The sequence below is a fragment of the Neptuniibacter sp. QD37_6 genome (assembly GCF_047778085.1).
In the GTDB taxonomy this organism is placed as follows: domain Bacteria; phylum Pseudomonadota; class Gammaproteobacteria; order Pseudomonadales; family Balneatricaceae; genus Neptuniibacter.
Window position 1 is genome coordinate 460,810 of record NZ_CP180550.1, and the last position, 16,300, is coordinate 477,109.

The 16,300-nt window shown below is 43.1% G+C and carries 8 protein-coding genes and 1 pseudogene; 7 read left to right on the forward strand and 2 right to left on the reverse strand.

What is annotated here, in order from left to right:
• Window positions 1-564 precede the first annotated feature (564 nt).
• From ACMXYO_RS02040 to ACMXYO_RS02060, 5 genes are all read left to right on the forward strand, one after another.
• The gene (locus ACMXYO_RS02040; RefSeq protein ID WP_415886789.1) at window positions 565-2,451 is read left to right on the forward strand and encodes an HAD-IIIC family phosphatase; all 1,887 of its coding nucleotides are present in this window, start codon (window positions 565-567) and stop codon (window positions 2,449-2,451) included.
• 11 nt (window positions 2,452-2,462) lie between these two features.
• Entirely contained in the window at window positions 2,463-2,702 is a 240-nt protein-coding gene (locus ACMXYO_RS02045) for an acyl carrier protein (RefSeq protein ID WP_415886790.1), read from the forward strand.
• A 6-nt stretch (window positions 2,703-2,708) separates the two neighbouring features.
• A complete protein-coding gene (locus ACMXYO_RS02050; RefSeq protein WP_415886791.1) occupies window positions 2,709-3,872 on the forward strand; it encodes an MBOAT family O-acyltransferase in 1,164 nt (387 codons plus the stop codon).
• 294 nt (window positions 3,873-4,166) lie between these two features.
• On the forward strand, window positions 4,167-5,030 hold the full coding sequence (locus ACMXYO_RS02055) for a hypothetical protein (RefSeq protein WP_415886792.1): 864 nt from the start codon (window positions 4,167-4,169) through the stop codon (window positions 5,028-5,030).
• An 11-nt stretch (window positions 5,031-5,041) separates the two neighbouring features.
• The gene (locus tag ACMXYO_RS02060; RefSeq protein WP_415886793.1) at window positions 5,042-5,959 is read left to right on the forward strand and encodes a class I SAM-dependent methyltransferase; all 918 of its coding nucleotides are present in this window, start codon (window positions 5,042-5,044) and stop codon (window positions 5,957-5,959) included.
• Between the two features lie 284 nt (window positions 5,960-6,243).
• Here ACMXYO_RS02060 and ACMXYO_RS02065 read toward each other — a convergent pair whose 3' ends face one another.
• Window positions 6,244-9,039 carry a bifunctional aconitate hydratase 2/2-methylisocitrate dehydratase gene (locus ACMXYO_RS02065; RefSeq protein WP_415886794.1) on the reverse strand — a complete coding sequence of 932 codons (2,796 nt, stop codon included), beginning with the start codon at window positions 9,037-9,039 and terminating at the stop codon, window positions 6,244-6,246.
• 1,002 nt (window positions 9,040-10,041) lie between these two features.
• On the opposite strand from ACMXYO_RS02065, the gene acnA reads away from it, so the two are divergent.
• Both acnA and ACMXYO_RS02075 read left to right on the forward strand, forming a co-directional pair.
• The gene (gene acnA / locus ACMXYO_RS02070; RefSeq protein WP_415886795.1) at window positions 10,042-12,759 is read left to right on the forward strand and encodes an aconitate hydratase AcnA; all 2,718 of its coding nucleotides are present in this window, start codon (window positions 10,042-10,044) and stop codon (window positions 12,757-12,759) included.
• A gap of 403 nt (window positions 12,760-13,162) precedes the next feature.
• Window positions 13,163-15,361 (forward strand): annotated as a pseudogene (locus tag ACMXYO_RS02075) (bacteriohemerythrin).
• Window positions 15,362-15,437: 76 nt separating this feature from the next.
• Here ACMXYO_RS02075 and ACMXYO_RS02080 read toward each other — a convergent pair.
• Window positions 15,438-16,244 carry a class I SAM-dependent methyltransferase gene (locus ACMXYO_RS02080; protein ID WP_415886796.1) on the reverse strand — a complete coding sequence of 269 codons (807 nt, stop codon included), beginning with the start codon at window positions 16,242-16,244 and terminating at the stop codon, window positions 15,438-15,440.
• Window positions 16,245-16,300 lie beyond the last annotated feature (56 nt).

Below are 16,300 nucleotides of genomic sequence, written 5' to 3' on the forward strand. Positions count from 1 at the left end.
CCCTGGGGTACTAACGATAGGATCGTTAAACACAAAGTTGGCCTGCTGAACTTGGATACATGGAACTTCTAAAACTGATACTTCTTCTCACCCTACTTGCCTTTGTCACTTTTATAGCCTTTAGCAACCACTTTTTCTTCACCAATAGTGAAGGTATTTGGATCTTCCTCCTTGTCGGCCAGTCTAATATATCCAATAGGGGCTATATCCGCTTATTTGAGATAGGCCAGAAATACTTCGATATTTACATATTCGATAATGAGCTGAAACACTATAGTGAAATGCTAACAAATACTATCGTATTGTTTAGGGAGGCTTCTGGAAAACTAAGCTTCCACATATAGTAAGCTCACTGCCTGGCTATTTAGCAGACGACCGCAATTGAATACCTACCTAATCGTCAGTAGCAAAATACATAAGGCCATTTAATAAGACTAATATGTCATGCTAATTTACCTAGGGAGTCTCGATGTTATGAGGATACTCCCACTTGGGTAATCAGCCACTTTAAATCATGGTTTAACGCTATGCCAAAGCATTTTGGCAACAGCATGGGGAGTTAAAATGAATCCATCCCAACTTATTGCTAAGATCGTAAAGAACTGTTTCGACCTCGATTCATCTGCTACCTATAAGCTATTAGCTGGATGCTCCGAAGAGTTACACTATCTTTTACCTCGTCTTATTCGGGTCTGTTCAAATTGCCCTGGGCACTCAACACTTTTTTACGGCCAGTTACATGCCCTCTGGGCGAAGCTTGGTTATCCTCGGTTAAAGCCATCAGAGAGTCGCTCTAACATTGTCCTGATTACTGATTTTACTGCTGACCCATTGATCAAAATGATCGAGTTATTCGCGGCTTGTAGAGGTGTTAGTGTCTCCATCAAAACACCAAGTTTTGATGCTGTTGAAATGGAGATACTCAATCCATCTTCTGATCTGTATACCAGCGATTACAATATGGCAGTGGTATTGCTATCTGAGCACTGGATCACAAAATATACATCTTCTGATGTCCTGATTGACTTAGCAAGCTACCAAAACGTTTCGACTACTCTTGAGGGTTTGATTCAAACATTGAAGTCTAATTTTGACGGTACTGTGGTTTTCGGAAACTTCAGTGATGGCGCTTACCCTGTTGTGTGCAGCTATATCGATGAAAGTTACTGCATGGGCCGCGGGGTTGCCATGGATAAACTTAATGCCCTTCTAAACTCAAAAATCGATAACAACTTTGTGGTTTGCGACATTAAAACAGCACTATTTATTAGCGGAGGGGCATCTGCAGTAGGTAGAAGAAACTACTTTTTAGCCAAGCTTGGCTATGAGTCTGAAGGCAGTATTGCAGTAGCACGAGAAATTGCATCTACTGTTGCAGACCATTTTGGCCAGAGTCATCGACTATTGGCACTCGACTGGGACAATACACTGTGGGGAGGCGAGATCGCCGAGCTTGGCGCATTTGATGTCGTCTGTGGCTACGATAGCCCCGAAGCTAATGCCTATCGAATTAGCCAGGAAATGTATAAGGGGTTAAAAAAATCTGGAGTTGCTTTGGCTGCCGTCAGTAGAAATGATCCTAGCGTTGCTGACTTGATCGATGAAAATAATGATATCAAACTAAAGAAGCAGGACTTTACTTCTATTCAAATCAACTTCATCCCCAAGAGTGAGCTAATTTCGGGAGTTTGCGAAGACATCAATTTTGGCGCTGAATATTTCCTATTTATTGATGATAGTGACTACGAACTTTCCGAAGTTCTCACTGCTCATGAGAATATTGACATCTTACGATCAGAGCGCTCCCCAGAGTTTACTCTAGAGCGCTTTTCTGCCGGGCGATTCTTCAACCGTTGCAAAGTCCAACAAGAAGATCTCGAAAAATCGCAAGCCTTTGATGCGCTGATTAAAACAAAAAAACTACAAACAAACTATAAAACCAATGACGAGTTTCTAGATCAACTCAATATATCTTTAACGATTGATAGCTATAGCGACAAGAATAAATCTCGAGTCCTTCAGCTCATAAAGAAGTCTAATCAGTTTAACCTGACAACAAGAAGACATTCTGAAGAAGATTTAAAGCGTCTAACAAACGAACAAGGAGCTCAAATTCTTGTTGTCAGCTACAGTGATGATTTTGGTGCTCAAGGAATAATATCTACGCTTATTTTGCTGCCTAATGCTGAGGAACAATTAGAAATTGATACATGGATAATGAGCTGTCGAGTGCTTAATCGGACCGTTGAAGAGGGGGTTTTTCAGTGGTTGAACACCGAGCATCACGGCAAGATACTGATTGGGTCCTATATCCCCACAGCAAAGAATAAACTAGTTAAAGATCACTACCTAAAGCTAGGCTTTATCCCTCTGTTAGAAGATGATCAGCGCTGGCAACTTCGCTGCGATAAAGATAGAAAGGTCAAAAACTTTATTAAGCAATTTGAATAGGAGAAAAGAATATGTCAGAAGAAATCAGAGAAAAAGTTCAGGACATTCTTCGAATGGTCATGGGGGATGACAGAATCACGGCAGTTGATGAGCTCTCAGCAAAAGATATTGAAGTTTGGGATTCAATGAATCACATTACGCTGATGGTGACTATTGAAACTGAATTTGGCATCCGCTTTAGCAATGAAGCCATTTCGGAACTTGAGAATATTGGCCAGCTTATTTCCCTTATCGAAAGCCAAAAAAGCTAATAAGCAATGACCATTCTTTTTGAATTGCATTTTTGGATAGGTGTACTTGTAAGCTATATTATTCTTTCAATTACACCTACGAGTAGAAAGGCAGATGTATACGGTTTGATTTCGTTGACTATCATTGCCATCGTGGGCTCGATCTATGTGGCGGTTACCGCCGCAATTTTTGTACTCCTTCTGTTCCTGTTAGTTAAATTCTACCGCAGAAAGCCTAAGCAGCCTCTTATGGTTGTAACCCTGGCCTTTATCCCAACTTGTCTAGTTGGGTACAGCTTTTACTTCGATTATTCAACACAAATCAAAGCACTGATTACTCTAAACCCTTTTTTCGAACACAAGGTCCTTGGTTCTCTATTGGTTCTTGGTTTTTCCTATGCGGCCCTCAGATCCTGGGATTTCCTTCGCACTATTCGTGATGGAAATGCCCCTCCGTCTTATCTAACCCTATTAGGGTTTGTATTCCCATTCCATATGCTTGCTGCTGGTCCTATTTGCAGATATCGTGACTACATCAAACAGCAGAGCCAGCTACCAGCTACAGATTATAGTGCCTTTATTAATGCAATCTGCATTATAACAACTGGGATGTTCTATAAAGTGGTTATAGCCGAGAGTATCCGTATCTTTGGCTGGGGAGTAGATGGTAGGCTGCATACTGACTCACTACTAGAAACAGCCATACTATTTATTTATTTATTCTTTGACTTTGCAGGTTACTCCGCTGTCGCCTTGGGTATTGGCAAGTTACTCGGGATACCTACTCCCGTAAACTTTGACCGTCCTTTTCTATCTAAGAATATTACGGAATTCTGGAGCCGCTGGCACATTTCCCTCGGCTCCTTTGTTCGAGACAATATATATACCCCCATTCAGCTATATCTTGTGCGTAAACATGGGGTAAAAAAGGCTCCAGCCATCGCCTTCGTGACATCAGTGATTTCTTTTGCCTTCACTGGGCTATGGCATCAGTTGACTCTAGCATTTGTTACATGGGGGGCTATGCTGGGAACGGTGGTCGCTATTGAAAAGGTGCTTCGAGACCGAAAAATATCAATCTACTTAATTCAGCCTAATAAATATGTTTATGCTAAACAGTTTATTGGTATGTGTTACGTATTTTTTACTATCACCATCAGTCTTCACCTAGTAATGAACAGCATTCTATGAACAAGCATATTCAATTAGTTGTGAACCACGTATTGATTCTCGCCAAGCTTACCTTGATTGCTGCGTTTTTGAGCAAAGGTATGCCGGAGTTTATCTATGCCGGATTTTAAGTTCTTAAGGCTAAAATGCCTGCGAAATATAGCGGTGCTTTTTGTCATTATTTGGGCTAGCTCTACCCTCCTACACAAGTCCAATTTGCTACATCCCCTGTATGAGCAAGGATTGGGAAAAGTTCCCTCGCACCGTTTCGTATCTAAACTGGCCCAGTACCAGTCCCAATGTGGGAACGAGGGCGTGCTATTTATTGGCCCCTCTACAGTAAGAGAGGGCTTTGATGACGAATTGCATAGGGAGCTCACATCAATATGCTCAATCAATGCCGGTGTCACTAGTCATGGAAGTATTTACCATATTGCGTTACTCCTTGATATAACAAAGAACCTAGATATTAAGCCTGAAGTGATTGTGCTCGGCATCAATAGCCGTATGTTGTCTGATAGGGAGAACCCAATAACTTTTAATCGTTATCTGGATTTTCTGGATCATGATCAAATCCAATTTTACCGTCGCTATGAGTATCAAAATAAACTACCTAGCCTAGAGAAAGACACCTTGATCAATGAGCTCTTCCCCTTGGCAAGATATGCCATTCGTCTCGACTATTTGATTAGGGATCTTTTGATGTCGACAAACCTTGCTATAGGTAACTATAAAAAGCTTGATGTTAAAAGTTTTTCAAGGGGTAATGATCTGCTGTTAGAGCCAAATAAGTTTATATATACCGACAAATACTTCAATGAAGCGGCATTCCTAAAGCAGATTGAAGGTGCTAAAGGCCGTGGACTAATAAACCCTGCAAGGTACGGTTGGGTTGATCACATTCATGGTCTTAACATCGTGCTAGAGCAGGCATCAGAAATAGCTCCTAAAGTCGTTATTGCCATCATGCCAGAGCATAGCGAAGTTAGAAAAGGCTTTGGAGCTTATGCAGATCGTGCATTCTATAAAGTACTAGCAAAGTACGAGTCGGAAGCACTTCGCGTGGTGGATTATAGCCAAAGCATTGATGATCACTTCATTAGAGATATAGCCCATCTAACAGCTACAGGACGGCAACAGTTAACAAAAAAAATCTCTACTTTCATCAACTCTCTCTAATGGACCTAAACATGTCTATCTCCCTAGAGTTCGTAAAAAAAATTGAAGAAATAAAGCCTGTCTTTGCCAAAGAGGTTAGGAAAGCCTACGAGAGTCAAACTGAACTATTCGAAGAGCTGGCCAATCCAATGCTGGAGTGGGCTAAATCCTCCTTAGGGGCTGATTATCAAAAAACACTGATTGATGGCTATTGTTACTTTGTGGTTGATGTTAACCGTTCGCAAGCTCGTTATGAAATCACAGGAAAGTATGAGTTCTCCAGCTACGACGAGGTTTATAAAGAAACCTATGATTCCCCAGAGTTTATGAGCCTGTATCATTGGGGGGTATACACCACGACCTTTGCTTGGCTACACCACTTGGAACTGTATCAGTTTTATCGAGATAACTTCCTAAATGCTTTCTTTACCCCCGAGCAAAAAGGCCGCTTAGTGGATCTGGGTTCCGGTAGTGGGATCTGGCACTTCATATTTCTCCGTCATTTAAAAGGCTGGTTATCAACAGCTATAGATATTAGTGAAACTTCGGTTGAAGCCGCTTCTGCAATGTCAAAGATAGCAGCCAAAGATGAGTCAACAGAATATGTTGTTGGCGATGCTATGGCTTATAATGAGGGTGAACAATTTGATGCAGGTGTTTCCTGCTTTCTGCTCGAGCATCTTGAAACTCCCGATCAACTTTTAAAAAACATGAGCAACAACCTAAAAGACGGGGCTTATGCCTTTATTACTGGCGCGTTAACAGCTGCTGAAGTTGATCATATTTTTGAGTTTAAGCGCGAGTCTGAAATCATTCTATTGGCAGAGAATGCAGGTTTTCGTGTCATCAAGACCTATTCTTCTGCACCATCAGGAGTATCAAAATCTAAAAAGTACCTCCCCAGATCTATGGCCTTGATTCTTCAAAAGCGTCAGAATGAGATTTGGTAGCCATTTTACTTAAGGGCTTGTTGTTAAACTTATTTCGGCGGCGAGTACAAACTATCGATTATATTATTCTCTCTAAAATTAGTTTTTAGAAGGACTTAGACTCTGCGAACTGCCGTTCTAGGCTGCTGATTTAAGGTGCCTTTGAAGTGTTAAGTCTAAAAGAGCGCGTTGATTGGCTTGAGTATAGATTTTTTAGATTCTTCGCAGAGCAGCTGTTTTATTTCTAGTAAAAACAAAAAAGCCCCGATAATTCGGGGCTTTTTATTGCTGACGTTATCTAGTGATTAGATACGTGCAGCTGGGATAGCTTGTGGTGCAACGCTTAGGTCTTCGCTTGGTGGAGCGAAAGACGTTAGGTTGATACCTTCAACAGCTGCTTTGTACTCTTCCAACGTTGGGAAACGACCCAAGATAGTAGAAAGAACAACCATTGGAGTAGAACCTAGTAGAGATTCACCTTTCTTCTCAGCAGAGTCTTCTACAACACGGCCTTGGAATAGACGAGTAGAAGTTGCTAGTACAGTGTCACCAGCTTCTGCTTTCTCTTGGTTACCCATACATAGGTTACAGCCTGGGCGTTCTAGGTACAGAATGTTCTCGTACTTAGTACGCGCTTCTTCTTTCGGATGCTCATCATCGAAAGTGAAGCCAGCGTATTTAGATAGAATATCCCAATCGCCTTCAGCTTTTAGCTCGTCAACGATGTTGTAAGTTGGCGGAGCAACAACTAGAGGTGCGTTGAACGTGATAGGACCGTTCTTTTCTAGGTTGCGTAGCATTGCAGCGATGATCTGCATGTCGCCTTTGTGAACCATACAAGAACCAACGAAGCCTAGGTTAACTTCACGGCCTTCATAGAAAGAAGTTGGACGGATAACATCGTGAGTGTAACGCTTAGAAACGTCTTCGTTGTTAACGTCTGGGTCAGCAATCATTGGCTCGTCGATCTGATCTAGATCTACAACTAGCTCAGCGAAGTACTTAGCATTGTCATCCGGAGCAAGGGCTGGTTCTTCACCAGACTTGATGCCAGCAATACGCTTGTCAGCTAGGTCGATAAGACCTTGTAGCATGCCCGCTTCGTTTTCCATACCTTTGTCGATCATGATCTGGATACGAGACTTAGCTAGTTCTAGAGACTGAATTAGCGTTTCGTCAGTAGAGATACAGATAGAAGCTTTCGCTTTCATTTCTGCAGTCCAGTCAGTGAACGTGAACGCTTGGTCAGCTAGTAGAGTACCGATCTGTACTTCGATTACGCGACCTTGGAAAACGTTTTCGCCAGCGAACTTCTTAAGCATCTGCGCTTGAGTAGCGTGTACGATGTCACGGAAGTCCATGTGAGGCTTCATAGCACCTTTGAAGGTTACTTTTACAGACTCTGGAATTGGCATTGCTGCTTCACCAGTAGCCAATGCGATCGCAACAGTACCGGAGTCAGCACCGAATGCTACACCCTTAGACATACGCGTGTGAGAGTCACCACCAATGATGATTGCACGGTCATCAACAGTGATGTCGTTCAATACTTTGTGGATTACGTCAGTCATTGAGTGGTAAACACCTTTCGGATCACGTGCAGTGATTACGCCGAATGCGTTCATGAATGCCATTAGCTTAGGCGTGTTAGCCTTAGCTTTGTTATCCCATACAGACGCTGTGTGACAACCAGACTGGAATGCACCATCAACGCTTGGTGAGATTTTAGAAGCAGCCATTGCTTCCAGTTCCTGGCAAGTCATAGGACCAGTAGTGTCCTGAGAGCCTACGATGTTCACTTTAACGCGAACGTCAGAACCAGTGTGTAGAGGAGTCTTAGAAGTCACGCCTACTGCATTGCGGTTGAAGATTTTTTCAACAGCAGTTAGACCTTGGCCTTCGTGAGAGATCTCTTTAGATGGAGCGTAAACAGCTGGAGCTTCAACGCCTAGAGTTTCAGCAGCGAACGTTTGAAGTTTCTTACCGAATGTTACCGCGTAAGAACCACCCGCTTTCATGAACTCAACTTTTTGTGGTGTGAACGCGTCTGAGATATCAGCTAGTTCTTCGTCGCCGTTGTACAGCTTCTTAGCTTTAGTATCGATAGTTAGAACAGTACCAGTAGCTACAGAGTATGCTTCTTCTAGTACTGGATCGCCGTTTTCGTCACGAACAACTTCGCCGTTTGCGTCAGTTTTCTTAACCCAGTTCTTAAGGTCAAGACCAATACCGCCAGTTACACCAACCGTAGTTAGGAAGATAGGCGCGATACCGTTAGTACCCGCAACAACCGGTTTGTTGTTTACGAACGGGATGTATGGAGAAGTTGGCTCACCTGCCCAAAGTGCAACGTTGTTTACACCAGACATACGGGAAGAACCTACACCCATGGTACCCTTCTCAGCGATCAGCATCACTTTAGCGTCTGGGTTGTCTTCACCCATCTTCTTAATTTCTTGCTGAGCTTCTGGAGAGATCATGCACTTACCGTGCAACTCACGGTCTGCACGTGAGTGAGACTGGTTGCCAGGAGAAAGAAGGTCAGTAGAGATATCGCCTTCAGCAGCAATGTAAGTGATAACTTTGATTTTCTCAGGGATATCGTCAAGCTTAGTGAAGAACTCTGCTTTAGAGTAGCTTTCTAGGATATCTTTAGCGATTGCGTTGCCCGCTTTGAAAGCGTCCGCTAGACGAGCTGTATCAGCGTCGTATAGGAATACTTGAGACTTAAGAACTTCGCCCGCTGCAGCAGCTTGTGCGTCGTCAGATAGAGCGATGTCTAGTAGTGCTTCAACAGAAGGACCACCTTTCATGTGAGACAGTTGCTCAAGAGCGAACTCTGGAGAGATCTCAGCAACTGTTTCTTTACCTAGAGCGATGTCTTTTAGGAAAGCCGCTTTAACGCCAGCCGCTGGAGTTGTACCAGGTAGCGTGTTATAGATGAAGAAGTTTAGAGAAGCTTCGCGCTCTGCATTACCAGTGTCTTTGATCTGGGCAATGATTTCAGATAGCAATTCAGCGCTATCGATTGGTTTTGGGTTTAGACCCAGGTCCTTTTTACGAACCTCAATTTCTTCTAGGTAGTCAGAATAGTAGCTCATGGCGTCCAACGTCTCACTTAAATCTAGTTATGATTTGTGCGCAGATTATAAAAAAAAACAGGTAAACAGCTCAATCAAAACTATTTAAATGAGGCTAATAGTCGCTATAAATTTAAAAAATAGTACTTAAATCAAGGCTTTTAAAGAGGGTATACATTGGTTGTAGGTATCTATTTTTATTATGAAAAATGGCAGATTTTGCCTTTATTGAAAATAGTAATCATTTAAGTCAGGTCTAATTGTTTCTAAATTGGAAATAATAATCATTTCATAGTGAGCTGCTTGATTGGGCATTTTTTGATGTGCCCGTTTTTGGTGCAAAGCCCGTCAGTCCGTGGTTTCTAGAGTGTCGTCAGTTATCGGGTAGCCAAGCGGAGTGAATTTACTCTCCTTCTATAATGTAGTTTGATTGCAGCCTTTATTATCTAAATTAGCTAAATAGAAGCTAGATTAATTATTAGATGTTCCTTCGGGTAGTTTTTACCCGGTGTTGAAACCAAATTAACTAAGGATGATGTTTATCCAAGCTAATTTCTAGTTTCTAAATCGAGGTTACTGATAGTGATAAACGCCTCTAGTTTTCTTAGCACACGATCTATCTACAGCATAAAAATCGCTTCCTTATTGGCCCTATGATCTAGTTCCGAGTTCTATGTGGACTGCAGGGAGCTTGATTCAAATTTCTTCGGTTCTGTTCAAAAAATACCCGTTTTTACTAGCAAATAGTCTTAGATTGTATGTAATTTATGCAATTTAATGCCCGTATTACTTGATTTGAGTCGGTTGTTGGCTAATATTGTCGACAATCTTAAAGAGGTAATAATTTGTGTTGCAGAAAATATCGGAAACGACGGCCGATAAATCTAGGATGTTCTGCAATAGCGGTTCGTGTGACGCCTGAAAATGTAACCAACAAGGAAATCGAGCGGTTCTAGTGAACGAGAACTCGTAAAAATAAAGGTTATGGCTTCAGCTACGTCCTATCTGCGTGAGGTATAAAAAATGACAAGCCCGACCCATTTCGATCCATCTAGCTCTGTTCGAACACTCTCAGGAACAGAGCACAGCTACCATAGTCTTCCAGATACCGCAGAACAGTTTGGTATCGATCTTGATGCATTACCATTTTCACTTCGTCCTATCTTGGAAGGAATTGCTCGAAATGTTGGCCAAAACGGCGTAACCGCTGAGCAGGTTCAGGCGCTTGGAAGTTGGACAGAGCACCAAGGTACAAAGCCGATCGAAATTCCTTTCACCGCGGGTCGTGTCATCATGCACGATTTAAGTGGTACCCCAGCGATTGTTGATTTTGCTGCGATGCGTTCAGCGGTTCAGCGTATGGGCTTAGATCCGGCAATCATTGAGCCTCTTGTTCGTGCAGATCTTGTTATTGACCATACAGTAACAATGGATAATACGGGCAGCCCGGCTTCACTAAAAATCAATGGTGAACTAGAAGCAGAGCGCAACAAAGAGCGTTATGCCTTCTTGAAATGGGGTGCGCAAGCATTCGACACGATCCGAATTATTCCACCACAAACCGGCATTGTTCATCAGGTTAACCTAGAGTATCTAGCTCAGGGTTACCTCGATATTAATGGGCTAATGGCACCAGATACCCTTATTGGTATGGATAGTCATACGCCAATGGCGAACGCGCTAGGTATTGTTGGTTGGGGTGTTGGTGGTATTGAAGCCGGTGCATCAATGCTAGGTCAACCTATGCAGATGTTGGCACCTGAAGTAGTCGGTGTTGAGCTAACAGGTGCACTACGTGAAGGTGTTACTGCAACCGATCTAGTACTAACCATCACCGAGATGCTGCGTAAATACCCAGCGGGTGTGGTGGGTAAGTTTGTTGAATACGTAGGTGAAGGTTGTGCCAACCTTTCTCTGCCTGATCGCGCAACCATTGCAAACATGTCACCAGAATATGGCGCAACCATGGGCTTCTTCCCGTTTGATGAAGTTTCTGCTGAGTATATGAGAGCAACAGGGAGGGATGGTGATCTGCCGCTCGAATACTACAGAGCACAAAATATGGCTTGGAAACCAGGTCAGGCATTGCCACGTTATACCGACCTTCTGAAACTTGACCTGTCTACCGTTGAGCCGTCTGTAGCGGGCCCGAAACGACCTCAAGATAGATTGCCGCTAGCTGAGATTGGTAAGGTGTTCCAAAAAGCAGCTGCTGAAGGGGATCGTAATCCTGAAGTCGTTAAAGTGACGCCGATGAAAGCAGACGAAGCGGGTATTTTCGCACCGCTGCCTGAGCGTGAGTTAAAAGACGGCGATATCGTGATTGCTGCGATTACAGCCTGCACCAACACTTCTAACCCGGGCCTATTGATTGCAGCAGGTCTGCTGGCTAAGAAAGCTAACGAACTCGGTATTAAAGTACCTGACGGTGTTAAAACGTCTTTGGCTCCGGGGTCACCGGTTGCTACCGACTTCCTCTCCAAGGCTGGACTACAACAGCATCTTGATGCGCTGGGCTTTAATACTGCGGGTTACGGCTGTACTACCTGTGTGGGTAACTCTGGTCCTCTAGCACCAAGTGTCGAAGAAGCGCTGCAGAACCACGATATTATTGCTGCATCCGTTTTATCGGGTAACCGTAACTTTGAAGGTCGTGTGCACCCAGATGTTGATACCAACTTTCTAATGTCTCCTCCGCTGGTGGTTGCTATGGCGATGGCTGGCAATGTCAATATTGATGTTACGACACAGCCAATTAGTCAGGATGCCAATGGTAACGATGTTTACCTTAAGGATATCTGGCCGAGCAATGCTGAAATCAGCCAGACCATGCTTGAATGCATGGACCCGAAAGCGTTCCGCGAAACCTACGAAAATTCTTTGGATGGCCCTGCTACATGGCAGAACCTCGAATCTCCAACGGGTCCTGTGTATGACTGGGCTGCAGACTCTACGTATATCCAAGAGATCTCTTTCTTCGATGGTTTCTCACTGGAAACACCTGAAGATGCGTTAAACAATATTGCTGGTGCACGTATGTTGGTGATGTGTGATGACAACACAACCACCGATCATATTTCCCCAGTAAGCCGAATTCGTCCAGATTCACCTCCAGGTGAATACTTAAGCTCACAAGGCGTTGCCGACGAAGATATGACATCACTGGGCGCACGCCGTGGTAACCACCATGTCATGTTGCGTAGTATTTTCGGCAACGTAAAAGCCAGAAACTTGCTGCTACCGGGTACGACTGGCGCAGTAACGAACTATTACTCGTCTAATGCTGCTCCAGCACAGATGTCTATCTACGATGCGGCTGAGCGTTACCGTTCTGAAGGTACATCTACCGTTGTATTTGGTGGCAAGCTTTATGGCACAGGCTCATCACGAGACTGGGCTGCAAAAGGTCCCGCACTGCTAGGTGTTAAAGCGATTATCGCTGAAAGCTTTGAGCGTATTCACAAATCTAATCTGGTGGGGATGGGGGTATTACCGCTGCAACTACCAGAAGGTGTGACGCGTGCATCACTAAATCTTGATGGTACAGAAACCTTTGACCTGAGTGGTATCGATACTCTGGAACCTCGCGGCACAGTCGGCCTGACTATTAACCGAGCAGACGGCTCATCACAGCAGTTAGAGCTGACTTCTCGTGTTGATACTTCTTCTGAGCTGGATCAGATTCGCCACAAAGGCATCTTGCCGATGGTATTACGAGATATCATCGCTGCAAACGCATAACATCAACGTTCCTTTCTAGGAATTAAAAACCGCCGTTTATCGGCGGTTTTTTTATATCTGTGAACATATCGACATTAGTTTTATCCAAGTTTTATGTGGATAAGTGGGTTAATAGGTTGAGAGTGAATGGCTGTAGGCTAATAAATACGTGATCTATGGTAATTTGTTCACAATCTGTTAGTTTGCTATTTAGTACACAGTAAGGCTTTAATGAGGCTAGTGATTGATTGCCTAAAACTACAATTTATTCTGAATAATAATGCTCAGGCTCAATAGTTTAATTCGAAAGATTGATTACCATTATCTGCTCAGCGGCCTGCGATTGTGCATAAGGTAAATAGATAAGGCATTGGATGTCTTGGGGCTGTATCTGACTTATCTTGTTTGTAGGGCGAAGTACTGTATGACTGGGTTCCAGTGGAATCAGGGGTTAAGTGTAGGTGTTGAGGCAATTGATAATGATCACAAACGGTTGTTAGCAATTATCTCTGAACTTGCTAATGCTATTGAAGAAAATCATGAAAAAGAGATTATAGGTAACGTTTTTGCACAGCTAGAAGTGTACGTCTCATTACACTTTCAGCGTGAAGAGGCGCTTATGGCTCGTTGTGGTTATCCTGATCTGGATGAGCATATTCAAGGTCACCAATCCTTTATTAAGAAGATTCCAGAACTCAAAGAGCAACTGTTACACGCTGAATCTGTTGAAGTGGCGCGTGATGTCTATCTATTTTTAGTCGATTGGTTGTTGAATCATATTGTTGTGGATGACATGTCCTATCACCAATGCTTGAGTGAACAAGGTGAGACAGACAACGGGAGTCAACGCCATTCTTGGCGCTCTAAAATTAGGCGATCTATAAGTGCTCATTTGCCATTAGGTTGGCGCATTATATTGACTGCCTTAATACCGGCAGTCGGTATGGTTCTGCTTAGTGTTGTCCTTCTGAGTACTGGTATCAGCCGTTATCAATCTATGGAGAAGCTTTCCGAAATTAGTTCTATAGCACATGATGTAAATACGTTAAGTCATAGTTTACAGGCAGAACGTGGTTTAACCACGGGTCTTATTGCGTCTAAATATCAGGCTGTTACGCAAGATGTTACACAGTCTCGATTGCAAACAGATCAGGCTATTAATGGCTTTGTCGATCGTGCATCGCTCTTGTCGCAAAATGGTTTACCGCCGCAAATAAAAACGCAGTTAATAAATGCATCCGCATGGCTCGAGGAAATTCAGCATCATAGGAAACGTGTAGATCGACAAGAACTGTCGGTTATAGAAATGCAGCATTACTACAGCGCTTTAATTGATTCTCTTTTGAATATACCAGCGGCGTTTACCTTTATGGAGCTAGATGCCGAGCTGGAATCACATCTTTCTAGTTTTACCTCAGTGCTTAATCTGAAAGAGGTGGCGGGTCAGGAAAGGGCTTTAGGTACTCTGATTTTGGCAGATGACCGGACGAACCAATCAGAATTACATCAGTTAATTTCTTTGATGGGGCAGCAGCAAGGATTGGTTCAGTACTTTAATTAAGTGGCAAGTGTCAGTCAGCAGCAGGCTTATCAACGTATGCAATCTAGTTCTAGCTTTCAGCAAGTGGAAAGTTTGCAACAGGAACTCTATCTAGCTTTACAAAGTAAAAGTTGGGGTGAGATACAGTTAACTGAAGCACTTTGGTTTTCAGCGCTTTCAGAAAGAATTGATTTGCTAAAAGCGTTAGCGGATAAGTTGGTTATGGATATGACGGAGTTAGCTGATAAAAATGCTGCTAACGCACAGCTAAAATTGTACCTAACCTCTTTTATCTTGCTGTTAGTCACAGGCCTGACGCTGCTCGCTTGCTGGATGTTGAATATCAGTATTATTTCGCCGGTGGCCATGTTAAATCGGGCGATGGTGCGTTTATCCAAAGGTGATCAGAGTGTTGTCTTCACTGATCGGTTTGCTGATGATGAGTTAGGGCGAACGATAAAAGCCTATGACAGCTGTCGTCGTAGTCTACTACAGGCAGATATTCGGAATAAGGTTCATCAACAACGGCAATTAATGGACCTTAAACATAAGACCCTAGAGCATGAGCGCTATCGTCGCTTAGCTTCAACCGATTCACTGACTGGCGCGGTTAATCGCCGTAAATTTAATAAATTGGCTGAACATGAATTAGGGCGAGTGCAACGTTATCGAAGACCACTCTCATTGCTTATGCTCGATATCGATTACTTCAAAAGGGTGAATGATACCTACGGGCATGCTGCTGGGGATGAAGTTTTAAAAGTCTTTTATCAGGCATGTGTAGATACGGCACGTAAAACCGATATTGTTGCTCGTCTGGGTGGAGAAGAGTTTGCTATTTTGATGCCTGAGACTGATTTAGATGCCGCGCGTAAAGTGGCAGAGCGGATACGTCAAAATGTTGAGCTTCTCTCAATCGACGTAGAAGAGCATAAAATTACTGTGACTGTCAGTATTGGTGTCTCTAGTTGGGAAGAAGGGAAGTTTAAGCAGGTAAATCTAATGCTTAGTTCAGCAGATGAAGCTTTGTATATGGCAAAAGGGCAAGGGCGAAATCAGGTCGTACTTTACTCTGATATTTAATCTCAGAGGTTTGCCCCGCTATTGAACAATACGGGGCGACCTATGTGTCTCTCATTTTCCTAGCGTTTGATCACTCTTATCTTTTAATGAATTTCAGCGTCATACGGTCACTTTCACCGATTGCTTGGTAATGTGCTTTATTAACTTCTTTTAAACGATAGCTCGGTGGTAGGGACCAGACGCCAGCTTTGTGGTCCTTAGTATCTTTAGGATTGGCGTTGATCTCAGACGTCTCAACGAGTTCAAATCCTAAACCTTCAATAAATGAAATTAGATAAGCTTCTGGAACGTAGCCATTTTCAGCACTTTCTTTGTAATCACTGCCTTCTTCAGCACGGTGTTGAACTATGCCAAGAGTTCCGCCCTTTTTCAGTACGCGATAAAAGGCAGGATAGACCTCTTCTATGCCTCCAAAACGTATCCAGTTATGGGTATTTCTGAACGTAACCACCATATCTTGAGAGTTATCCGGAACTTCAGATAAATAGGTATCACCTTTCTTAAACACCACTACATCGGCTTTTCCATAAACTGATGGATTGGCTTGTAGCTTTGTCACAAGTTTGTTGTGTAAGCCCTGTAAAAAGTTGTTTGGGTGATCGGCGCCGAAGCTCGCTAAGGTGAGATGTCCTTTGTCTTTCAACATCGGCGCAAGGATCTCTGTGTACCATCCACCGCCTGGTAATATTTCAAGGACAGTCATATCGGGTTTTATGCCGAAAAAAGAGAGTGTCTCTACAGGATGTCGATAAACATCACGCGCTATATTCTTTTCGCTGCGGTGCTCTGCAGCAACGGCTTGTTTTATAAATTCACTAGAGGCATGCACAGTATTAATGCTGGCGATGCAGAATATAAACAGTGACATTTTAATGAATTTCATCTTATTCAACCTTATATGTTGTTTATGGCTGGCTTGAGTCTGTTATATCCCAATGT

Coding starts and splice junctions, on each gene's coding strand:
- ACMXYO_RS02080 (WP_415886796.1), bottom strand. CDS start 16,244: ATGAAATTCATTAAAATGTCACTGTTTATATTCTGCATCGCCAGCATT.
- ACMXYO_RS02045 (WP_415886790.1), top strand. CDS start 2,463: ATGTCAGAAGAAATCAGAGAAAAAGTTCAGGACATTCTTCGAATGGTC.
- ACMXYO_RS02040 (WP_415886789.1), top strand. CDS start 565: ATGAATCCATCCCAACTTATTGCTAAGATCGTAAAGAACTGTTTCGAC.
- ACMXYO_RS02060 (WP_415886793.1), top strand. CDS start 5,042: ATGTCTATCTCCCTAGAGTTCGTAAAAAAAATTGAAGAAATAAAGCCT.
- ACMXYO_RS02065 (WP_415886794.1), bottom strand. CDS start 9,039: ATGAGCTACTATTCTGACTACCTAGAAGAAATTGAGGTTCGTAAAAAG.
- acnA (WP_415886795.1), top strand. CDS start 10,042: ATGACAAGCCCGACCCATTTCGATCCATCTAGCTCTGTTCGAACACTC.
- ACMXYO_RS02050 (WP_415886791.1), top strand. CDS start 2,709: ATGACCATTCTTTTTGAATTGCATTTTTGGATAGGTGTACTTGTAAGC.